This window comes from Microbacterium sp. MYb54, from assembly GCF_002979515.1.
Lineage (GTDB): Bacteria > Actinomycetota > Actinomycetes > Actinomycetales > Microbacteriaceae > Microbacterium.
Genome location: NZ_PCPA01000009.1, coordinates 105,523 through 127,508, shown reverse-complemented (window position 1 = coordinate 127,508; position 21,986 = coordinate 105,523). Strand labels below are relative to the sequence as shown.

The following is a 21,986-nucleotide window of genomic DNA, read 5'->3' as shown; positions in this document are numbered from 1 at the left end:
TCTATTCCTCGATGCGCCCGGGATCGGCGACCTGGAGCGGGTCGCTCCGGGCGAGTGCGACATCCGGCGCCGTGGGGCGTTCCCCGTAGACTTGGTGAATGATCGACCTCGCATTCCTCCGCGACAATCCGGAGATCGTCCGCCGTTCGCAGGCTGCTCGTGGAAACGACCAGAGCACCGTCGACGTCGCAGTCGAGGCAGATCGATCGCGCAGGGCCGCGCTCTCCGCTTTCGAGGAGCTGCGCGCCGAGCAGAACGCCTTCGGCAAGCAGGTCGCGAAGGCGCCCAAAGACGAGAAGGCCGCGCTCGTCGCGCAGGCGAAGGATCTCGCCGAGCGTGTCAAGCAGGCGCAGCACGCCGCGAACGAGGCTGCGGAGGTGGCAGCCTCTGCCCTCGCGCGGATCGAGAACATCGTGATCGACGGCGTCCCGGCCGGCGGCGAGGCGGACTTCGTCGAGCTGCGCCGCGTCGGCGACGTGCCCGCCTTCGAGTTCGAGCCGAAGGATCACCTCGAACTCGGCGAGCTCCTCGGGGCGATCGACATGGAGCGCGGCGCCAAGGTCTCGGGTGCACGCTTCTACTTCCTTCGGGGGATCGGCGCCCGCCTCGAGATCGCGCTGATGAACCTCGCGCTCGACAAGGCGCTGCAGAACGGCTTCGTGCCGCTGATCACCCCGACCCTCGTGCGTCCCGAGATCATGCAGGGCACCGGCTTCCTCGGCGAGCACGCCGATGAGGTCTACCACCTCGACAAGGACGACGATCTCTACCTCGTCGGCACCAGCGAGGTCGCGCTCGCCGGGTACCACAAAGACGAGATCGTCGACCTCGCAGACGGCGCCCTCCGTTACGCGGGCTGGTCGACCTGCTACCGCCGCGAAGCCGGATCGCACGGCAAGGACACCCGCGGCATCATCCGGGTGCACCAGTTCAACAAGCTCGAGATGTTCGTCTACACGACGGCGGAGGAGGCCGAGGCAGAGCACCTGCGCCTCGTCGCGCTGCAGGAGGAGATGCTCACCTCGCTCGGCCTCGCCTACCGCGTGATCGACGTCGCGGCGGGGGATCTCGGCTCGAGCGCCGCCCGCAAGTACGACATCGAGGCCTGGGTGCCCACCCAGGGCGCGTTCCGCGAGCTCACCTCGACCTCGAACTGCACGACATATCAAGCACGCCGTCTCGATGTGCGGTACCGCCCGGTGGTCGACACGGCCGATGCCACGGCGCAGGTGACGGCGAAGACGCAGCATGTCGCCACGTTGAACGGCACGCTCGCCACCACGCGCTGGATCGTCGCCCTTCTCGAGACTCACCAGCAGGCCGACGGCTCCGTGCGCGTTCCCGAGGTGCTGCGCCCCTATCTCGGCGGCCTCGAAGTGATCGAACCACTCGCCCAGGGGCGGGCCATCCGATGACGGGGCCCTGGCTGGTCGGCCTCGACGTCGATGGGACGATCCTGCTGCAGGACGAGACCATGAGTCCCGGCGTGCCCGCCTCCATCGCCCGGGTGCGCGATGCCGGGCATGTGGTCACCATCGCGACCGGCCGCAGCTGGATGGCCACTCGACGCTACGTCGAGGAGCTCGGCCTGACTGCCGACTACGTGGTGTGCTCCAACGGTGCCGTGACGATGCGTCGTTCAGGCGATGACTGGGAGCGCTGGAACGTCGAGACGTTCGATCCGACTCCCGTTCTCGCTCTGCTGCGCGACCGGCTGCCGGACGCCAGGTACATGGTCGAGCTCGCCTCGGGACAGCGGCTGTTCACCGAGCAGCTCGACGACTGGACGCTCGACGGGGGCCGGCAGGTCGACTTCGCCGAGCTCGGCGCGCTGCCCGTCTCGCGCATCGTGGTCGTCTCTCCCGGCCACGACGAAGACGACTTCCACCGCCTGGTGGCGGATGCCGGCCTCAACGAGGTCTCTTATGCGATCGGCTGGACGGCGTGGCTGGACATCGCCCCGCAGGGTGTCGACAAGGGCACGGCGCTCGAGCAGGTGCGCACCGAGTTGGGCCTCGATGAAGGTCGCATCCTCGTCGCAGGGGACGGACGCAACGACATCGGCATGTTCGGCTGGGCGCGAGCGCTCGGTGGGCGGGCCGTGGCGATGGGGCAGGCCCCTGACGTAGTGAAGGATGCCGCCGGAGAGGTCACGGCCGACGTCGCCGACGGGGGCCTCGCGCGGGCGCTCGACACGCTACCAGCCCCCGCCCAGGTCAGCGCAGGAGAATAGAACTCGGCTAGACTCACGCCTGGTCGACAGAAGCGTCTGTCGGGAGGGTTGTCCGAGCGGCCGATGGAGCTGGTCTTGAAAACCAGTGGGCAGAGATGTCTCGTGGGTTCGAATCCCACACCCTCCGCATTTTGAGCACGGTGTCTCGACGCCAGCGCTGAATCCGAAAGGACCCGAGTGAGCCAGAACACCCGACGCCGTCACACGATCGCGCGCCACGGTCAGCTGGGCACTCCTGGCACGCTCGGCCAGCTGCTGAAGTTCATCGCCATCGGCCTCGCGGTCGTGCTCGTGAGCGGTCTCGGTGTCGGTGCCTACGTGTTCTACGACCTCTCGAGCACCGTCTCTGCGAACGCCGTCGAGATCGAGGGCCAGGACCCCATCCCGCCGGACATCGGCGAGTACGAGGGCGGCTTCAACATGGTGCTCACCGGGGTCGACACCTGCGAAGAGAAGTACAAGGATCTCTTCGGGGCGCGATGCACCGGCGCGGATGCCGAGGGAACGCTCAACGACGTGAACCTGCTGGTCCACGTCTCGCAGGAGCCGCGCCGCATCACGGTCGTCAGCTTCCCGCGCGACCTCATGGTCCCGATCCCGTCCTGCACGGACAAGAACGGCAACGCCACCTCCGCGATGAGCAAGCAGCCGCTCAACACGGCCTACACGGACGGCGGCCTGAACTGCGTCGTGAAGACCATCTCCGAACTCACCGACCAGGAGATCCAGTTCGCGGCGGGCGTCACCTTCGGTGGTGTGATCGAGATCACCAATGCGATCGGTGGAGTCGACGTCTGCCTCGCCAATCCGATCAAGGACCGTTACACGGGTCTCGACATGCCCGCGGGCACGCACACGATCGAGGGGCTCCAGGCGCTCCAGTTCCTGCGCACGCGACACGGAGTCGGCGACGGCAGCGACCTCGGCCGCATCGGAAACCAGCAGCAGTACATGTCGAGCCTCGCGCGCAAGATGATCAGCGGCGAAGTGCTCGGCAACGTTCCCGTGATGCTGAAGCTCGCGAACACCGCCATCCAGAACCTCGAGCCGAGCGAGTCGCTCACGAACCCGATGACGCTCGTCCAGATCGCTCTCGCGGTCAAGTCGGTGCCGTTCGAGGACATCGTCTTCGTGCAGTACCCGAACGGGGCGGACTCCGCCGACCCGAACAAGGTCGTTCCCAACTACACCGCCGCCTCGGCGCTGTGGGATGCGCTCGAGGCCAATGCGCAGTTGCAGATCACGCATGAGAACAACAACAACGACGGTGTCGTCGTGCAGGAGCCGACGGCGCCTGTCGAGGACCCGGCAGCGACTCCGGATCCCGCGGCGACTCCGGACAACGTGGTGGCTCTCCCCGACTCGATCAAGGGCAACTCGGCCGCTCAGCAGACCTGCTCCAACGGCAACGTCCGCTGAGTCCCTCACAAGAGCACGCAAACTGCTTGCGTGCTCTTGCAAGAACTTGCGTACACTGACTCCATGTCGAAACGACTGGCAGAGGTGGCCCGCAAGGTCGGTGTGAGTGAGGCGACGGTCAGCCGTGTGCTCAATGAGAAGCCCGGTGTCTCCGTGGCCACGCGGCAGGCGGTCCTCACCGCGCTCGACGTGCTCGGCTACGAGCGTCCGACCAAGCTGCGGGGTGAGCGCGCCCGCCTCGTCGGACTCGTGCTCCCGGAGCTGCAGAACCCGATCTTCCCCGCGTTCGCCGAGATCGTCGGCGGTGCGCTCACCCAGAACGGGTACACGCCGCTGCTGTGCACCCAGAACGCAGGGGGAGTGACGGAGTCGGATTACGTGGACCTACTCCTCGCTCAGCAGGTGTCCGGCGTCATTTTCCTCGGTGGGAACTACACGCAGGCCGATGCCGCGCATCAGCACTATGAGCGGCTGCGCCAGGTGAATCTGCCGACCGTGCTCGTCAACGCCCGCGTGCCGGAGCTCCATTTCGCGACGGTGTCGACCGACGACGCCGCCGCCGCGGAGCAGGCGGTGCTGCACGTGCACCAGCTGGGGCATCGCCGGATCGGTCTGCTGCTCGGCCCGGAGGATCACGTTCCCTCGCGCCGCAAACTCGAGTCAGCTCGCCGTCTGCTCGCGTCGCTCGGCGCGCCGTTGTCCGACGACCTCGTGGTGCGTGGCATGTACTCGCTCGAGTCGGGGCAGGCGGGGGCCTCGCGCCTCTTCGCGGCCGGGGCGACGGCGATCGTGTGCGCCAGTGATCCGATGGCCCTCGGCGCCGTGCGTGCGGCTCGCCGGGCCGGTCTGTCGGTGCCGGGAGATGTGAGCATCGTCGGGTTCGACGACTCGGCGCTGATGAGCTGCACCGAGCCGCCCTTGACGACGGTCCGGCAGCCGATCGAGTCGATGGGGCGAGCCGTGATAGCCCTGCTGCTCGCGCAGATCGCCGGCACCTCTCAGCCGAGCGATGAGTTGCTGTTCGAGCCTGAATTGGTGCTGCGGGCCTCCACGGGGCCGCTGAGCTGATCCCACGCCGCACCGGCCCGGTGGCCGGCCTTTCGCATGCCCGCAAATGATCGCAAAATTCCAACATCTTGTTTAGTTCTTGCGCGATGTGCGCGGAAAAGCTACATTCGACTCATCGCCATCGACGACGAGGAGTTCCGTGGACACTGAAGTTCTGCGAAGCGCGGCACCCGCCCGTGCCCTGACCATGCCTGCGGGCGAGGGGTGGTGGCGCACGGCCGTCATCTACCAGGTGTACGTGCGCAGCTTCGCGGATGGCGACGGCGATGGCACCGGCGACCTCGCGGGTGTGCGTTCGCGGCTCCCGTACCTGAAGAGCCTCGGCGTCGATGCGCTCTGGTTCACGCCCTGGTATCAGAGCCCGCTCGCCGATGGCGGCTACGACGTGCAGGACTACCGGCAGATCGACCCGAGGTTCGGCACGCTCGCGGAGGCAGAGCAGCTGATCGTCGAAGCCCTCGAACTCGGCATCCGCACCATCGTCGACATCGTCCCCAACCACATCTCGGATCAGCACGAATGGTTCCAGCAGGCGCTCGCAGCAGGCCCCGGCAGTGCTGAACGCGAGCGCTTCTGGTTCCACCCCGGCCGTGGTGAGCACGGCGACGGCATCCCGACGAACTGGGTGTCGAGTTTCCAGGGCGAGACGTGGTCGCGCACGCAGAACCCGGACGGCACCGACGGCGAGTGGTATCTGCATCTGTTCACCCCTGAGCAGCCGGACCTGAACTGGAACCACCCCGACGTTCGTCGCGAGCACGAAGACGTCCTCCGCTTCTGGTTCGACCGCGGGGTCGCGGGCGTGCGCATCGACTCCGCGGCGCTTCCGGTCAAGGATCGGACGCTGCCCGACCTCCCGCCCGGCTCTGCTCCGACCGCCGGGCATCCCCATATCGACCGCGACGAGCTGCACGACATCTACCGCGGCTGGCGGGCCGTCGCCGACGAGTACGACGGCGAGCGGGTGCTCGTCGGTGAGGTGTGGCTCGATGACGCCGAGCGCTTCGCCCGCTACCTGCGCCCTGGCGAGATGCACACCGCGTTCAACTTCGGGTTCATGACGCAGCCGTGGAGTGCGCGCGCGATGCGCGAATCCATCACCCGCACGCTCGCGGAACACGAGCCCGTCGGCGCTCCCGCGACGTGGGTGCTCTCGAATCACGACATCACCAGACCGGTCACGCGATACGGACAGGCCGACTCCTCGTTCGCGTTCGAGCGAAAGCGGTTCGGCACCCCTACCGATGCGGCGCGAGGAGCGCAGCGAGCCCGCGCCGCGGCACTGCTCGTGGCTGCGCTGCCGGGAAGCCTCTACATCTATCAGGGCGACGAGCTCGGGCTTCCCGAGGTGGAGCTGCCCCTCGATGCGATCGAGGACCCCATGCACTTCCGCTCCGGCGGGGTCGATCCGGGGAGGGACGGATGCCGGGTGCCGCTGCCGTGGGCCGGAGCATCCACCCCTTACGGCTTCGGAGGCGACCCGTGGCTTCCGCAGCCGGAGGGGTGGGCCGGGCTCACGGTGGAAGCGCAGGATGCGGACCCCGATTCGACCCTGAACCTCTACCGCGCAGCGATCGCGCTGCGCCGCCGTGTCGACGATCTCGCCGGCAGCGACCTCGAGTGGCTGGAGCTCGGCGCCGATGTGCTCGCCTTCCGTCGGGGCGACGGCACCCTCAGCATCACCAACCTCGGAGCCGTGCCGGTGCCGTTGCCGGCACACCACGAGGTGCTTCTCGCCAGCGCTCCTCTGGACGCACTGCTGCCCCCGGACTCCACAGCCTGGCTCTCGCTCCGAGCCGTTCCCGAGCGCTCTTCCCGAGCGCCGAAGTAACCCTGCACCACCCGATCAGCACCACATGGAAGGACAGACAATGAAGTCACCAACGAAGGCCATGGTCGCCGGCATCGCCGTGCTCGCGACGGTCGGCGCCCTCGCCGGATGCACGTCGAGCGGCGATGGCGACAACGCCGACGGCAAGCTCGAGCTGCGCGTCGCGACGTTCCCGCCGGGAGCGGACGCTGCCGCGTACGATGCGTTCGCCGCCCAGGAGAAGCAGTTCGAGAAGGAACACCCCGACATCGACATCATCGGGGTCGAGTACGAGTGGGAAGGCCCGACCTTCGCCGTGCAGCTCGCCGGGGGAAGCCTGCCCGACGTGTTCACGGTGCCGTTCACCGATTCCAAGACGCTGCTCGAGAACGGCCAGCTGACGGATGTGACCGACGCGATCGAGAAGCTCGGATACACCGACAAGTTCAACCCGATCATCCTCGACGGTGTCACCGGCGCCGACGGCAAGATCTACGGCTTCCCGAGGCAGGCGTATGCGGCCGCACTGCACTACAACCGCGACCTGTTCGAGCAGGCCGGGCTCGACCCCGACAACCCGCCGGAGACGTGGGATGAGATCCGCGAAGCCGCGAAGAAGATCACGGACGCCACGGGCAAGGCCGGATACGCGCAGATGGCGATCAACAACACCGGCGGGTGGCAGCTGACCTCGCAGACCGTGGCCCGCGGCGGCCGCACGCAGACGGATGCCGGCGATGGATCGGCGGAGTCGACGATCGACAACGACGCCACCAAGGCGGCGCTGCAGTTCCTGCACGACGTGAAGTGGGAGGACAACGCCTTCGGGTCGAAGGTCGACCTCGACTGGGGGACGATCAACCAGGAGTTCGCGGCCGGCAACATCGGGATGTACACCTCGGGCTCCGACATCTACACCGCGCTCGTGCGCGACTTCGGCATGGACTCGGAGATCTACGGCATGACGGTCGTGCCGATGGAGGGCAACGACCCCGGCACTCTCGGTGGCGGCGACATCGCGGTGATCAGCCCGACTGTCGACGACGCGACCAAGGACGCCGCGGTGACCTGGATCGACTGGTACTACATGCAGAAGCTGATGGACAAAGATGCAGCGGTGCTCGACGCCAAGACCCTGAACGAGTCAGGCCAGGCTGTGGGTACGCCGCTGCTGCCGGTGCTCAGCCGCGAGCTGTACGACGAGTCGCAGGAGTGGATCGCCGACTACATCAACGTGCCGGTCGAGCAGATGGCGCCGTTCAGCGACCGCATCTGGGACCAGACGCCGGTGGGCGAGCCGAAGGTGAAGACGCAGGAGGTCTACGCCCTCCTCGACACCGTCGTGCAGAAGGTGCTCACCGACCAGAACGCCGACATCGACGCTCTCCTCGCTCAGGTGCAGACCGATGCGCAGGCGAAGCTCGACGAGTAACGCTTCATGACGATGACGCTCTCCGAGCAGCGGGCGGCGGCGGAGGACTCTCCGCCGCCCGCTGTGCGCCGAACCCGCCGCCGCTCGCCACTCACGTGGTACCGCGGCGGCGGGGTCGCGAACCTCCTGTTCGTGCTCCCGATGCTGTTCGTGTTCGTGTTCTTCTCGTGGTCGCCGATCGTGCAGTCCGTGATCATGAGCCTGCAGAAGACCAACCTGATCGTCTCCGAGTGGGTCGGGTTCGACAACTACCTGGCTGTGATCGGCGACCCCGAGCTCGGACGTGCCGTGATCAACACGCTGTGGTTCGCCGTGCTCGCCCTGCTCTTCGGGTTCCCGCTGCCGCTGCTGATGGCCGTGCTGATGAGCGAGGTGCGCCGCGGCAAGGGCATCTACTCCGCTCTCGCCTACCTCCCTGTCGTGATTCCGCCGGTCGTGGCTGTGCTGCTGTGGAAGTTCTTCTACAGCGCTGATCCTTCCGGTGTGTTCAACACCGTGCTCGGCTTCGTGGGCATCCCCCCGCAGCCCTGGATCCAGGACGCCGTGCAGGCGATGCCATCGCTCGTGCTCGAGGCCACGTGGGCAGGAGCCGGCGGTTCGATCATCATCTACCTCGCCGCGCTCCTGGGCGTACCGCCCGAGCTGTACGACGCCGCCGAGGTCGACGGCGCCGGGATCTGGAAGAAGGTCTGGCACGTCACGTTGCCGCAGCTGCGCGGCATCCTCTTCATCATGCTGATCCTGCAGGTGATCGCCACCGCGCAGGTGTTCCTCGAACCGTTCCTGTTCACCGGTGGGGGGCCCGCCGGGGCGACCAAGACCGTGCTGCTGTACATCTATGACAAGGCCTTCCGCAACAGCCTGGGCGGCGATTACGGCGAGGCGACGGCCGTCTCTGTGCTGCTCGCGATCGTCCTCGCCCTCCTCTCCTGGCTGTACTTCAAGCTGACCGACCGTTGGAGCACGACGTGAGTCTCACCACCCGCCTCTCGACCCGCGCCGCGGAGAAGGCGGCCGAGAAGGCAGCCGACCGCGTGGGGGACCGCACCGTCATCTCGGACTCCGAACGTCGGCGCCGCGGCATCCGGTTCGGGATGTCCTTCACCCATGTGTTCCTCGCCGTCGGATTGGTCGCCGCGGGCCTCGGCCCGATCCTGTGGTTGGCCAAATCGGCTGTGACGCCGACACAGGACACCCTGCAGCAGCCCTTCGCGCTGTGGCCGAACGGCATCGACTGGGAGAACCTGTCGACGGCATGGAACGACATCCACATCGACCAGTACTTCTTCAACACGGTGATCATCGCGCTCGGCGCCTGGTTCGTGCAGGTGTTCATCGCCACGACCGCGGGCTATGCGCTCTCGGTGCTGCGTCCGAAGTACGCGCCGCTGCTGAACGCGCTGGTGCTGGCGACGCTGTTCATCCCCGGGATCGTGCTGCTGGTGCCGCTGTACCTGACCATCGTGCACCCACCACTGCTGGGGGATGTGAGCCTGCTCAACAACTACCTCGCGGTGTGGCTCCCGATGGGAGCGAACGCCTTCAACATCCTGCTGGTCAAGCGGTTCTTCGACTCGCTCCCGCGCGAGGTGTTCGAGGCGGCGCGGACCGATGGCGCAGGACCCTTCCGGCTGTTCTGGTCGATCGTGCTGCCGATGTCGAAGCCGATCCTCGGCGTGGTCTCGGTCTTCGCGATCATCGCAGCGTGGAAGGACTATCTGTGGCCGATGCTGGTGCTGCCCGACCCCGCCGTGCAGCCGCTGTCGGTGCGGCTCCCGGCCGTGCAGTCGCAGACCGAGCTGGATGTGTTCCTGGCAGCTCTCGCGATCGCGACGCTCATCCCGATCGCGATGTTCCTGATCTTCCAGTCGGTGTTCCTGCGCTCGGCCGGACTCGGGGGAGCGGTGAAGGGCTAGTCGGCGGCGGCCGGTGTCGGCGGATACAGGGCGTCGATGAGGGCAGACATGATGCCGGGCATGTCGACGGTCGGGTCGATCATCCACTGCAGCTGGAGCCCGTCGGATGCCGCCTGGATCACGCGGGCGAGGGTGTCGGGGTCGAGGGCGGAGCGCCGCTCCTCGGCGCCGAAGTTGTCGACGATGGACGCGCGCAGGCGCGCGCTGCGATCGAGGAAGTAGCCGTGGGCCGGATGCTCCGGGTCGGCGGCGTCCACCGAGAGACGCGAGAACAGGGTGACGAGTCCCGGGACCTCGGTGTTGTGACGGATCACGTCGATGAACGCGGTCCGGGCCTGGGTGTCGCTGAGACCTGCGGGATCGAGGCCGTCGTGCTCATCGCGTTTGCGGAGCACCTCGGTGAAGAGCTCCTCCTTGGACCCGAAGTAGTGCAGGAGGGCGGCAGGGGTGACGCCGACGACCTCGGCGATCTCCTTGAGCGAAGCGTTCTGGTACCCCTTGCGCCCGATCACGTCGAGGGCGCTCTCGAGGATCTCCTCGCGTCGCGCCACGCCCTTCGCATACGAACCTCGTGTTGCCATGCCTCGACCCTAATCCTGAATGTCGTTTGAAATCTAATACTGAAGGGCATATGGTTTTCGCAAGGACATCGACGTCGCCCGCGAAAGGAACACAATGACCGAGAACTCGGCTTCCGACCTCACCCTCGAGGAGAAGGCGTCGCTCACCAGCGGTGCGGACTTCTGGACCACGAAGGCCATCGACCGCGTGGGCATCCCGTCGGTGATGATGACCGACGGGCCGCACGGCCTGCGCAAGCAATCCGGATCCACCGATCACCTCGGTCTCGCGAGCAGCGTCCCCGCCACCTGCTTCCCGCCCGCTGTCGGCATCGGCTCATCCTTCGACCCGGAGATCATCGAGCGGGTGGGCGCCGCGATCGGCGTGGAAGCGGCCATCGAGAACGTCGCCGTCGTGCTCGGCCCCGGCATCAACATCAAGCGCTCGCCGCTGTGCGGACGCAACTTCGAATACTTCTCGGAAGACCCGATCGTTTCCGGCATCCTGGGGGCCGCCTCGGTCCGTGGCATCCAGTCGAAGGGCGTCGGCACCTCGCTCAAGCACTTCGCCGCGAACAACCAGGAGTTCGACCGCATGCGCGCGAGCTCCGATGTCGACCCGCGCCCTCTGCGCGAGATCTACCTGCGCGGATTCGAGCGTGTCGTGAAGGACGCGTCTCCGTGGACCGTCATGTGTTCGTACAACAAGCTCAACGGGGTCTGGACCTCGGAGGACCCGTGGCTGCTCACCAGCGTGCTGCGCGACGACTGGGGCTTCGACGGCCTCGTCGTCTCGGACTGGGGAGCCGTGAACGACCGCGTCGTCGGAGTCGCCGCCGGACTCGACCTGGAGATGCCCGCATCGGGTGGGCGGACGGATGCCCAGCTCGTCGCAGCCGTGCGGGCGGGGGAGCTCGCGGAGAGTGTGCTCGACACCGCGGCAGCCCGCGCCCTCGACCTCGTGCGCAAGGCCGGTGAGCGTCCTGCTGTGGCAGGCCCGCTCGACGTCGAGGCGCACCACGCACTTGCCCGTGAGGCGGCCGGCCGCTCGATCGTGCTGCTGAAGAACGAGGGTGCGCTGCTGCCGCTCGCCGCCGACCAGAAGGTCGCCGTGATCGGTGCGTTCGCGACCGAACCGCGGTTCCAGGGCGCAGGCTCGTCGTTGATCAACCCCACGCGCGTCGACAAGGCCCTCGACGAGCTGCGCGCCGTCGGTGGCGACAACGTCTCCTACGCTGCGGGCTTCGCGGTCGAAGGTGGCACCATCGCGACATCCGGGCGCACCGCCTCGGACCTCCGGTCCGAGGCCGTCAGCGTTGCCGGCGAAGCGGACGTGGTCGTGCTGTTCCTCGGCCTCCCTGCCGCGGAGGAGTCCGAGGGCTTCGACCGCGACCACATCGACCTGCCGGCAGAGCAGCTGGCCGTGCTCGATGCCGTGCTCGAGGTGAACCCTCGCGTGGTGGTCGTCCTGTCCAACGGCGGCGTGGTCGCCCTGCCCTTCGCAGACCGGGTGCCGGCGATCGTCGAGAGCTGGCTGCTGGGCCAGGCCGGAGGCAGTGCTGTCGCCGACGTGCTCTACGGCGCAGTGAACCCCTCGGGCAAGCTCACAGAGACCGTGCCGGTGCGGCTCGAGGACAACCCCTCCTTCGGCAACTTCCCCGGCGAGTTCGGCCACGTGCGCTACGGCGAGGGTCTGCTGGTCGGCTACCGCTGGTACGACGCGAAGGGTCTCGAGGTGACCTTCCCGTTCGGTCACGGACTCTCGTACACGACGTTCGAGTACGGCACCGCGACGGCAGAGGGCGGAGCAGACGGCGACATCGTCGTGCGCGTCGACGTCACCAACGCCGGGGACCGCGACGGCCGTGAGGTCGTGCAGGTCTACGTCGCCCCGGCGGCCTCGATCGTGCAGCGCGCACCCCGCGAGCTCAAGGCGTTCGCTTCGGTCGCGCTCGCCGCAGGAGAGACCCGCACGGTCGAGCTCGTCGTACGGCGTGAGGACCTCGCCTACTGGGACATCCGCGTCGACCGCTGGGTCGTCGAGGGTGGGGCGTACACCGTCGATGTCGCCGCTTCCAGCCGCGACATCCGCTCTACCGTCTCGGTAGAGGTCTCCGGAGACGAGGTGCACCAGGAGCTGACGATGAACTCCTCGATCGGTGACCTGATCGCGCACCCGATCGCCGGCCCCATCGTGCAGCAGGCGCTCGGCGGCCTGATGGGCGGGCTCGGTGGTGATGCGGCCGCGGCCACGATGATGCCGAACGACGAGGCGATGCAGAAGATGATGGCGTCGTTCCCGATCGGTCGGCTCGCCGGATTCCCAGGACTCCCGGTGAACTTCGAGCAGATCGAGCAGTTGATCGCCGCAGCGAACGCGGGCGGTCCCTCAGCAGACTGATCGTGACCGACTGATCGCGAACCCCAGGTCGCGACTGACTGACGAAGCCCCCTCACCGCTGCATGGCGGAGAGGGGGCTTCGTCAGTAGGCGCGGTCAGCCGCGGGGATCGAAACGCGTTGGCGTGTAAGTCTCAGCCACGAGAGCGCGGAGGCCCTCCAGAGACGACGGAGCGGCGCCGAGCGCGCGCGCCTGGACGAGGACGTTGCCCAGGGCTGTCGCCTCGACGGGGCCGGCGAGCACCGGCAGTCCCGTGCGGTCGGCCGTGGCCTGGCAGAGCAGGCGGTTGAGCGACCCACCTCCGACGAGATGGATGTTGTCGAGCTTGCGCCCCGACAGGTCGGCCGCGGTCCGGACCGCACGTGCGAAGGCCGCGGCGATCGACTCGACGATGGTCCGCGCGAACGCGGGCCTCGTGGTCGGTGCCGCATCGCCGATGAGCTCTGAGATCCGTGCCGGCATGTTCCCCGGTGCGCTGAGAGTGGGATCGTCGGCGTCGAAGACCGGTACATCGCCCGTGACCTCGGATGCTGCTGACAGCAGCTGAGGCAGATCGATGCTCTCCCCGTCTTCGGACTCCCACGCCCGCACGGTCTCGCTGAGCAGCCAGAGTCCTGTGACGTTGTGCAGGAACCGGTAGCGGCCGTCGACTCCGAGTTCGTGGGTGAAGTTCGCCTCCCGCGCAGCATCCGTCAGCACCGGCTCGGTCAGCTCCACCCCGACCAGGCCCCAGGTGCCGCACGAGATGTACGCGGAGTGCGGGGTCGAGAGGGGGGCTGCGGCGACGGCGGAGGCCGTGTCGTGCGAGCCGACGGCGATGACCGGCAGGGCCTTGCCGACCAGTGCGACCAGTTCCGGGCGCAGGATGCCGATCGTCGTGCCCGGATCGACCAGCGGCGGCAGGATGCCCGAGGGGATGCTGAGCCGGTCTGCCAGCTCGGTGTCCCAGTCGCCGTCCGTGACACCGAGCAGACCGGTGGTCGAGGCGTTCGTGCGCTCTGCCACGGCGGATCCGGTGAGCAGGAACGCGATGAGGTCGGGGATCAGGAGGGCGGTGTCGGCGTCGGCGAGACGCTCGTCGACGCGGTACTGGTACAGCGTGTTGAAGGGAAGGAACTGCAGGCCGTTGCGCTGATACAGCTCGGCGAACGGGGCGATGACATGCACCTCGTCGACGCCCCGCGCCGTGCGATCGTCGCGGTAGTGGAAGGGCTCGGCGAGGAGCTCCCCGTCTTGCAGAAGCCCGTAGTCGACCGCCCAGGAGTCGATGCCGATGCTCTCGATGCCCGGTTCGCGGCGCACGGCCTCGGCGAGTCCGGAGGCGACGTGCTCGTACAGAGCCGCGAAGTCCCAGTGCAGTCCGTCCTCGCGTTCGACGGGACCGTTGGGAAAGCGCGACACGAGCTCGAGGTCGAGCGTGCCGTCGCCGACCCGCCCGATCATCACGCGGCCGCTGGTCGCGCCGAGATCGACGGCCGCGACCGCCCGGGTGGTCATCGGGCTCCACCACTCGCCGAGTGCACGGCTTCCGCCCGAGTGCACGGCTTCATGACGTGAACAAGCCGTGCGTTCGACAGGGAGCCGTGCACTCGGCGGACCGCGGTCATCGCAGGAACGCCGCGGCGACGCCGGAGTCGACCGGGATGTGCAGACCCGTGGTGCGGCTGAGCTCGGGACCGGTCAGCACGTAGACCGCGTCCGCGACGTTCTCGGGCACGACCTCGCGCTTGAGGATCGTGCGGTTCGCGTAGTACTGGCCGAGGTCTTCTTCGGCCACGCCGTAGGTCGCCGCACGGTTCGCACCCCAGCCCGAGGCGAAGATGCCGGAGCCGCGGACCACGCCGTCGGGGTTGATGCCGTTCACACGGATACCGTACTCGCCGAGCTCGACCGCGAGCAGCCGAACCTGGTGGGCCTGGTCGGCCTTGGTGGCGGAGTAGGCGATGTTGTTGGGGCCGGCGAAGACCGAGTTCTTCGACGAGATGTAGATGATGTCGCCGCCGAGCTTCTGGTCGATGAGCACGCGGGCCGCGGCCTTGGAGACGAGGAACGACCCCTTGGCCATCACATCGTGCTGCAGATCCCAGTCCTTCTCCGTGGTCTCCAGCAGCGGCTTCGAGAGCGAGAGCCCGGCGTTGTTGACGACGAGGTCGACACCGCCGAACGCGAGCACCGCTTCGTTCAGGGCGGCCTGGACGGCGTCGGCATCGGCCACGTTGGCGGCGATCCCGATCGCGACATCGGTGCTGCCGAGCTCAGCGGCTGCGGCCTGGGCCTTCTGGAGGTCGAGGTCGGCGACCACCACGCAGGCGCCCTCGGCCGCGAGACGGGTCGCGATGGCCTTGCCGATGCCGGATGCGGCGCCGGTGACGAAGGCGATGCGGCCCTGGTGCGACTTCGGCTTCGGCATCCGCTGCAGCTTGGCCTCCTCCAGCGCCCAGTACTCGATGTCGAACTTCTCGGCATCCGAGATCGGCGAATAGGTCGACAGAGCCTCGGCGCCGCGCATCACGTTGATCGCGTTCACGTAGAACTCGCCGGCGACGCGGGCGGTCTGCTTGTTCGCACCGTAGGAGAACATGCCGACGCCCGGGATCAGCACGATGAGCGGGTCTGCGCCGCGGATCGCGGGGGACTCGTGCGTCGCGTGTGCGTCGTAGTAGGCCTGGTAGTCGGCGCGGTAGAGCTCGTGCAGCTCGTGCAGGCGCGCGGTCTGCTCCTCGGCGGATGCCGTGGCCGGCAGGTCGAGGATCAGCGGCTTGACCTTGGTGCGGAGGAAGTGGTCGGGGCAGCTGGTGCCGAGGGCGGCGAGGGCCGGTGCCTGCTCAGACGCCAGGAAGTCGAGGACCACGTCGGCGTCGGTGAAGTGTCCGACCATCGGCTTGTCGGTCGATGCGATGCCGCGGATGGTGCCGGCAAGGGCCGCCGCGCGCTCACGGCGCTCGGTCGGGGTGAGCGGCTCGAAGCCCGCGCGTACGCCGCCGAACGGCTGAGCCTTGCCGTACTCGGCGATGTACGCAGCTGCGGTGTCGATGATCCAGAGGGAGTTCGCCTCGACCTCCTCAGACGAGTCGGCCCACGCGGTGATGCCGTGTCCGCCGAGGATGCAGCCGATCGCCTGCGGGTGCTGCTTCTTGATCTCGGCGATGTCGAGTCCGAGCTGGAAGCCCGGGCGACGCCACGGCACCCAGACGACCTTCTCGCCGAAGATCTTCGCGGTCAGCGCTTCGCCGTCGGCCGCGGTGGCGATCGCGATGCCCGAGTCGGGGTGCAGGTGGTCGACGTGTGCGGCGTCGACGAGGCCGTGCATCGCGGTGTCGATCGACGGGGCGGCGCCGCCCTTGCCGTGCAGGCAGTAGTCGAACGCTGCGACCATCTCGTCTTCGCGGTCGAGGCCGGGGTAGACGTCGACGAGTGCGCGCATGCGGTCGAGGCGCAGCACGGCGAGGCCGCTCTCCTCGAGGGTGCCGAGGTCGCCGCCCGAGCCCTTGACCCACATCAGCTCGACGGGCTGGCCGGTCACGGGGTCGGTCTCGGTGCCTTTGGCGGAGGTGTTCCCCCCGGCGTAGTTGGTGTTCTTCGGGTCGGCGCCGAGGCGGTTCGACCGGGCGATGAGGGCGGCGGCGGTGGCGTTGGTCATGACTCTCCAAGACAGGGGCGGCGCACACGACCATGTGCATCGGTGCTGTTACTTCATGTGAAAGATAACATGAACCAACGTCAAGGAGGAAGGGGTGGGCGAGCGTCAGAGGATGTCGGCGGTCTCCCGGAAGGAGTCCAGCCGCTCGTCGCCGGGATCGAGCTCCGTGATCAGCACCGAGATCTCCTCGCGTTCGAGCGCTCTGGCCACGGATCGGCGCCCGAGCTTGCTGGAGTCGACGCACAACACCGTGGTACCGGCGTTCGCGGCCATGGCCTGCTTCAGCTCGGCCTCCTCCACCGAGACCTCGGAGGTGCCATCGGCGCTGTCGAGGGCATCAGCCGAGGAGAAGAAGATGTCGAAGTACACCGATCGCATGCTCCGGCGGGCGATCGGGCCGACGAGGCTGCCCGTCGTCGGTTCGGCGGTGCCACCGGAGATCACGGCCGTCACCCCGTCGAGCGGATGCAGCACCTGGAACGACTCGAACGAGTTCGTGTATGCCGTGAGTCCTGTCCGTGGCCCGATCGTGGAGGCGAGCATGTTGACCGTCGATGAGGCGTCGAGCGCGATGCTGCCCTGATCGGGAACGAGCCGCAGCGCCTTCTCGGCGATCGTCCGCTTCGCGCTCGCCCTGATCGCCCGACGCGCATCGAACGGACGTGCGCGCGGCGCTGCCGTCGCTCCACCGCGCACCCGTCGCACCCGCCCCTCGGCCTCCAGCTCGAGCAGGTCGCGACGGATCGTCATCGACGAGACGGCGAAGAGCTCGGCCGCGGCCTCGATCATGACGCCCTGGGGTCCGTTCGCGAGATCGACGAGTTCGTCTCGACGTCGTTGCGCCTCGAGATTGCCGGAAAGTGCCATGGGAGGAATCTATCCGGTGCCGCGATATCGAGCCGGGACGGGACCGGCGGGCCGGATGTGATCGAATCTGTCAGATCGTGTTCGTTCCTTCCTAGGATGGGGATGTGAACTCTCTCGCCGCAGAAGAGCGCTGGAACTGGCTCATCGCCCGCCTCAAGGAGTCCAAGGCGATCTCGCTGAGCGATGCCGCCCAATCCCTCGGGGTGAGCGAGATGACCGTCCGTCGCGACTTCACTGCGATGGAGGAACGGGGGATCGCCCGACGGGTGCGCGGAGGCGCGGTCTACAGCGGACCGGTGAGCTTCCAGGGTCGAGAGCGATCACACGCCGAAGAGAAGGCGGCGATCGCCGAGAAGCTGCTCCCCTTGGTGCCGTCGAGCGGGGTGATCGCGATGGATTCCTCGACGACCATGAACCGCCTGGCGCAGATGATCCTCACGAGCGACGATCTCACCGTCGTCACCAACGGACTCTCAACGTTCCACGCGCTTCAGGACCGGCCGGGAGTCACCGCCATCCTCACGGGCGGCGCAGCGGATCGTCGATCGGATTCCCTGGTCGGGCCGGTGGCGACGGCGTTCCTGGAGAGCATGCGCTTCTCGAGCTTCTTCGCGTCCGCGGCAGCGGTCGACGAACGCTCCTGCTACGAGGACACCCTCGAAGAGGCCGAGCTCAAGCGGGCATTCGCACGATCCTCGGCACACGTCGTGATCGGCGTTCACGTCGAGAAGCTCGACGCCACGGCCACTGCGGCGTCGGTGCCGCTGGATCGCGTGGCGGTCCTCGCGACCGAGCTCGCCCCCGATGCGAGCGAGCTCGCAACCTACGCGCGCCAGCTGCCGACCGTTCTCTGACGCGACGGATGTCCGACGCTCGGGCCGTCTTTCTTGCGTCCATCATTACGAACAAGAGTTGACAAGATCTAACACGTTCTGACACGCTGATCACACGAACAGCCACGAAGGAGTGTGTTCCCGATGATCAGGCGCCCCACCACAGCGACCACGCTCGCCCTCAGCGCGAGACGCCGATGAGTTCGGCAGCCGAGACGACGTCGGCTCCCGCGATCCGCATCGACGTCACGGTGTCGGACATCACGAAGCAGTACCCTGGCGTGCAGGCGCTCGCGGGGGTCTCGCTCGATCTGCGACCCGGCGAGGTCCACGCGATCGTCGGCGAGAACGGTGCCGGGAAGTCGACGCTCATCAAGGTGCTCTCCGGCGCGGTCGAGGCCACGAGCGGCACGATCACGGTCGACGGGATGGCATACGACAAGCTCACGCCTGCTCTGGCGCAGGATCTCGGAATCGCGGTGATCTACCAGGAGTTCACACTCGTTCCGACTCTCAACGCTGCCGAGAACGTCTTCCTGGGCCACTACATCTGCCGGGGGCCTGTCCTCGATCGCAAGCGGATGAACGCGCAGGCCGCGCAACTGTTCGCCCGACTCGGCGTACGCATCGACCCTCGAGCGCTCGTCGAGACGCTGACCACCGGCTACCAGCAGATCGTCGAGATCGCCAAGGCCCTCTCGCGCAATGCTCGACTGCTCATCATGGACGAGCCCTCCGCGCCCCTCACCGCCAGTGAGGTCGAGGCCATGTACCGCGTGGTCGATGCCCTGCGAGCCGAGGGGATGACGATCGTGTACATCTCCCATCGCATGGAGGAGATCTTCCGCCTCGCCGACCGGGTATCGGTCCTGCGCGACGGCAAGTACATCGCGACCCGCGTCACGAGCGAGACCACCCGCCGCGAACTGATCAGCCTCATGGTCGGTCGCGAGCTGGCGGAGGGCTACCCCGAACGAACCAACGTGCCCGGCGAGGTGTCGCTGAAGGTGTCAGGACTTTCCGGGAACGGCGTCGACGACATCTCCTTCGAAGCGCGTACCGGGGAGATCCTCGGGTTCGCCGGACTGATCGGGGCCGGCAGGACCGAGCTCATGGAGGTCCTCTTCGGGGCCAAGCCGATCGATGCGGGTACGGTGACTCTGCACGGACGCTCCGTGCTCTCGCGCTCGCCGATCCAGGCGATCAGAAACCGCATCGCGCTCGTCCCGGAGGACCGCAAGCGGCACGGCCTGGTCCTCCCGTTCTCGATTCAGCAGAACATCACCCTGCCGCTTCTGAAGAAGTCCCTCTCGAGGGGCACGGTCGTCTCGCCCAAGGCGGAGCGTGATGTCGCGGCCGAATACATGACCGAGCTGCGGATCAAGGCGCCCAGCGGCGCCGAGATCGTCGGGAATCTCAGCGGCGGCAACCAGCAGAAGGTCGTGCTGGCGAAATGGTTGGCGACCGATCCGGAGGTGCTGATCTTCGACGAGCCCACCCGCGGGATCGACGTCGGAGCCCGCGCCGAGATCTACCTGATCATGAACCGCCTCGCGGAGGCGGGGAAGACGATCCTCATGATCTCGTCCGACATGGAGGAGCTGATCGGCATGTCCGATCGCGTGATCGTCCTTCGGGAGGGCATCCAAGCGGGAACCCTCGAATCGTCCGACATCACCCAGGAGGCCGTCCTGGCCCTGGCTGCGCAAGGAGAGAACGAATGAAGTCTGCACTCATGCCCCGGGTGAAGGAGCTCGGGATCGTCGCGGTGCTCATCGTGCTGGTGATCGCCTTCAGCGTGATGTCGCCGAACTTCCTCGATCCGACGAACATCCTGAACATCGCCCGGCAGATCGCCACGCTCGGGATCGTCGCCGTCGGGTTCTCCTTCGTGCTGATCACCGGTGGTATCGACCTGTCGGTCGGCTACCAGATCTCCCTCAACGTCGTCGTGACGGGGATGCTCATGGCGCAGTTCGGGGTTCCGTGGTTCATCGCGGTTCTGCTGGCGCTGGTCCTCGGCACCCTCGTCGGGCTCGTGAACGGGCTCATCATCACCTTCACCGGGGTCGCGCCGCTGATCGTCACGCTCTCGATGATGATGATCCTGAACGGGCTCAGCTATCTGATCTCCAAGGGCCTGCCGATCTTCGGCTTCCCATCGGGCTTCTCAGTGCTGGGGCAGGGGGCGATAGCGGGCATCCCCGTCTCGGTCTACGTCCTCGTCGCGGTCTGGGCCGTCGGCCTGTTCATCCTGAACAAGACCTACATCGGGCGCTACTTCTACGCGATCGGCAACAACGTCGAGGCAGCTCGACTCTCGGGCGTGAACACTCGCCGGACCATCATCCTCGTCTACGCGCTGTGCGGATTCTTCACCTCGATCGGAGCGGTGCTGCTGCTCTCACGCCTCAACTCCGCGCAGTCCGCGACCGGTGCCGGGTTCGAGTTCAGCGTCCTGACCGCCTGCGTCCTCGGTGGGATCAGTGTCATGGGCGGACGCGGCAGCCTCTTCGGGGCCTTCGTCGGCGTGATGATCGTCGGCGTCCTCGACAACGGCCTCGTCCTGATGAACGTCAGCGAGTACGTCCAGCTCGTCATCAAGGGCTGCATCCTGCTCGCCGCCGTGATCTACGACGCGGTGTCGAAGAAGTCCCGTGGTCGGCGCAAGCAGATCGGCGGCGTGCCCCTGGCGCCCGCTGCCATCTCCGCCTGACCGACCCTCTCTGCATCACCACATCAGCACTACGAAAGGACAGATCGTGAAGAAGCTCGTCAAGCTCGCCGCGGCAGCAGCAACGGTGGCGTTGCTGCTCACCGGCTGCACCACCATCCCGGAGTCCGGCGGATCCTCCGACGCTCCGGCGGCCGGCGGGGACTCCGTCGGCATCACCTTCTCGGACCTCAGCAACCCCGTCTGGGCCGAACTCGTGCAGGAAGCGCAGGACTACGGCTCCGAGAAGGGGCTCTCCGTGAACTTCGTCGACGCGCGCAATGACGCCGCGCAGCAGGTCACCCAGATCGAGAACTTCATCCAGCAGGGCGTGAGCACGATAATCATCTGCGCCGTCGACTCGAATGCACTGGTCGACGTGACCAAGCGCGCCCAGGAAGCCGGTATCAAGGTGGTCGGGTACACGCAGGTTCTCGAGAACTACGATGCCCAGTACCTCGTCGACGCGTACAACACCGGATATGCGAACGGTGAGGCCGCTGCGACCTGGATCAACGCGAACTTCGACAAGGGCGAGGCCGTCGAGTGGGGCCTCATGGATCTTCCGCGCTTCCCGGAGATCATCGAACGCGCCGACGGCATCAAGGATGCGATCACCAAGCTCGCCCCCAACGCGAAGCTCGTCGCCACCGCCCCCGCACTCACCGCCGAAGACGGTGTCGCGAACGCGGAGAATTTCCTGCAGGCCAACCCGAAGCTCAAGGTCATCGCCACGATCGGCGGCGGCGGAGCGGTCGGCGGTAACGAGGGCGTCAAGTCGTCCGGCATCTCGGACTACGACTCGTTCGGGCTTTTCGGCATCGATGCGACCGAGAACGAGGTCCAGAACATCATCAACGGCGACCCCGAGAAGTCGACCATCAGTCTCGGCGGCGGCAAGGCCCATGGTCGGACGCTCATTGACATCACCCTCGATCTTCTCGCCGGGAAGGACATCGAGAAGGACCAGTACATGCCGATCACCGTGATCGACGGCTCGAACGCCCAGAAGTACTACGACGAGGTGTTCGGGGGCTGAACCTCCACCGCCGCCCGCGCCTCGTGTCGCGGGCGGCGGTCACCTCTTCGACACCC

General features: G+C 67.2%; 17 protein-coding genes and 1 tRNA gene. 14 read left to right on the top strand and 4 right to left on the bottom strand.

Translation table 11 applies throughout. The annotated features are described in order from the left end of the window. Positions 1-98 precede the first annotated feature (98 nt). The 9 genes from serS (at position 99) to CQ040_RS11730 (ending at position 9,878) form a co-directional block, all read left to right on the top strand. Positions 99-1,415 carry a serine--tRNA ligase gene (serS, locus tag CQ040_RS11770; RefSeq protein ID WP_105526386.1) on the top strand — a complete coding sequence of 439 codons (1,317 nt, stop codon included), beginning with the start codon at positions 99-101 and terminating at the stop codon, positions 1,413-1,415. Beyond that, positions 1,412-2,233 carry an HAD family hydrolase gene (locus tag CQ040_RS11765; protein ID WP_105526387.1) on the top strand — a complete coding sequence of 274 codons (822 nt, stop codon included), beginning with the start codon at positions 1,412-1,414 and terminating at the stop codon, positions 2,231-2,233. Before serS ends, CQ040_RS11765 begins: the two co-directional genes overlap by 4 nt. A gap of 42 nt (positions 2,234-2,275) precedes the next feature. Continuing rightward, positions 2,276-2,360, top strand: a tRNA-Ser gene (locus CQ040_RS11760). A 50-nt stretch (positions 2,361-2,410) separates the two neighbouring features. Continuing rightward, a complete protein-coding gene (locus CQ040_RS11755) occupies positions 2,411-3,652 on the top strand; it encodes an LCP family protein (RefSeq protein WP_105526388.1) in 1,242 nt (413 codons plus the stop codon). 63 nt (positions 3,653-3,715) lie between these two features. Next, complete coding sequence (locus tag CQ040_RS11750) at positions 3,716-4,720, top strand: LacI family DNA-binding transcriptional regulator (protein ID WP_028502055.1); 1,005 nt, start codon at positions 3,716-3,718, stop codon at positions 4,718-4,720. Positions 4,721-4,907: 187 nt separating this feature from the next. Next, positions 4,908-6,551 carry a glycoside hydrolase family 13 protein gene (locus CQ040_RS11745; RefSeq protein WP_181156898.1) on the top strand — a complete coding sequence of 548 codons (1,644 nt, stop codon included), beginning with the start codon at positions 4,908-4,910 and terminating at the stop codon, positions 6,549-6,551. 40 nt (positions 6,552-6,591) lie between these two features. Continuing rightward, positions 6,592-7,962: an ABC transporter substrate-binding protein gene (locus tag CQ040_RS11740; protein WP_105526390.1), complete on the top strand. Its 1,371-nt coding sequence runs from the start codon at positions 6,592-6,594 to the stop codon at positions 7,960-7,962. A 6-nt stretch (positions 7,963-7,968) separates the two neighbouring features. Then, positions 7,969-8,934: a carbohydrate ABC transporter permease gene (locus CQ040_RS11735; RefSeq protein WP_181156883.1), complete on the top strand. Its 966-nt coding sequence runs from the start codon at positions 7,969-7,971 to the stop codon at positions 8,932-8,934. Continuing rightward, positions 8,931-9,878 carry a carbohydrate ABC transporter permease gene (locus CQ040_RS11730; RefSeq protein WP_105526391.1) on the top strand — a complete coding sequence of 316 codons (948 nt, stop codon included), beginning with the start codon at positions 8,931-8,933 and terminating at the stop codon, positions 9,876-9,878. Before CQ040_RS11735 ends, CQ040_RS11730 begins: the two co-directional genes overlap by 4 nt. Here CQ040_RS11730 and CQ040_RS11725 read toward each other — a convergent pair. Continuing rightward, positions 9,875-10,459, bottom strand: a complete 585-nt coding sequence (locus tag CQ040_RS11725) for a TetR/AcrR family transcriptional regulator (RefSeq protein WP_105526392.1) — start codon at positions 10,457-10,459, stop codon at positions 9,875-9,877. The genes CQ040_RS11730 and CQ040_RS11725 overlap by 4 nt on opposite strands. Before the next feature lie 94 nt (positions 10,460-10,553). Between CQ040_RS11725 and CQ040_RS11720 the strand changes: the two genes are divergently transcribed. Further along, positions 10,554-12,839: a glycoside hydrolase family 3 C-terminal domain-containing protein gene (locus CQ040_RS11720; protein WP_105526393.1), complete on the top strand. Its 2,286-nt coding sequence runs from the start codon at positions 10,554-10,556 to the stop codon at positions 12,837-12,839. 95 nt (positions 12,840-12,934) lie between these two features. On the opposite strand, the gene CQ040_RS11715 is transcribed toward CQ040_RS11720, so the two are convergent. From CQ040_RS11715 to CQ040_RS11705, 3 genes are all read right to left on the bottom strand, one after another. Continuing rightward, complete coding sequence (locus CQ040_RS11715) at positions 12,935-14,335, bottom strand: rhamnulokinase family protein (protein WP_105526394.1); 1,401 nt, start codon at positions 14,333-14,335, stop codon at positions 12,935-12,937. 106 nt (positions 14,336-14,441) lie between these two features. Continuing rightward, positions 14,442-16,478 carry a bifunctional aldolase/short-chain dehydrogenase gene (locus tag CQ040_RS11710; protein WP_105526395.1) on the bottom strand — a complete coding sequence of 679 codons (2,037 nt, stop codon included), beginning with the start codon at positions 16,476-16,478 and terminating at the stop codon, positions 14,442-14,444. Positions 16,479-16,583: 105 nt separating this feature from the next. After that, complete coding sequence (locus tag CQ040_RS11705; RefSeq protein WP_105526396.1) at positions 16,584-17,345, bottom strand: DeoR/GlpR family DNA-binding transcription regulator; 762 nt, start codon at positions 17,343-17,345, stop codon at positions 16,584-16,586. Positions 17,346-17,449: 104 nt separating this feature from the next. On the opposite strand from CQ040_RS11705, the gene CQ040_RS11700 reads away from it, so the two are divergent. The 4 genes from CQ040_RS11700 to CQ040_RS11685 all read left to right on the top strand — a co-directional run bounded on the left by CQ040_RS11700 (position 17,450) and on the right by CQ040_RS11685 (position 21,930). Next, positions 17,450-18,199, top strand: a complete 750-nt coding sequence (locus CQ040_RS11700) for a DeoR/GlpR family DNA-binding transcription regulator (protein WP_105526397.1) — start codon at positions 17,450-17,452, stop codon at positions 18,197-18,199. Positions 18,200-18,375: 176 nt separating this feature from the next. Then, the gene (locus tag CQ040_RS11695; RefSeq protein WP_105526398.1) at positions 18,376-19,902 is read left to right on the top strand and encodes a sugar ABC transporter ATP-binding protein; all 1,527 of its coding nucleotides are present in this window, start codon (positions 18,376-18,378) and stop codon (positions 19,900-19,902) included. Then, positions 19,899-20,894 (top strand): ABC transporter permease, encoded by a 996-nt coding sequence (locus CQ040_RS11690; RefSeq protein ID WP_219844690.1) that lies wholly within the window; start codon positions 19,899-19,901, stop codon positions 20,892-20,894. The genes CQ040_RS11695 and CQ040_RS11690 overlap by 4 nt, the downstream gene beginning before the upstream one ends. Before the next feature lie 46 nt (positions 20,895-20,940). After that, on the top strand, positions 20,941-21,930 hold the full coding sequence (locus tag CQ040_RS11685) for a sugar ABC transporter substrate-binding protein (protein ID WP_181156881.1): 990 nt from the start codon (positions 20,941-20,943) through the stop codon (positions 21,928-21,930). Positions 21,931-21,986 lie beyond the last annotated feature (56 nt).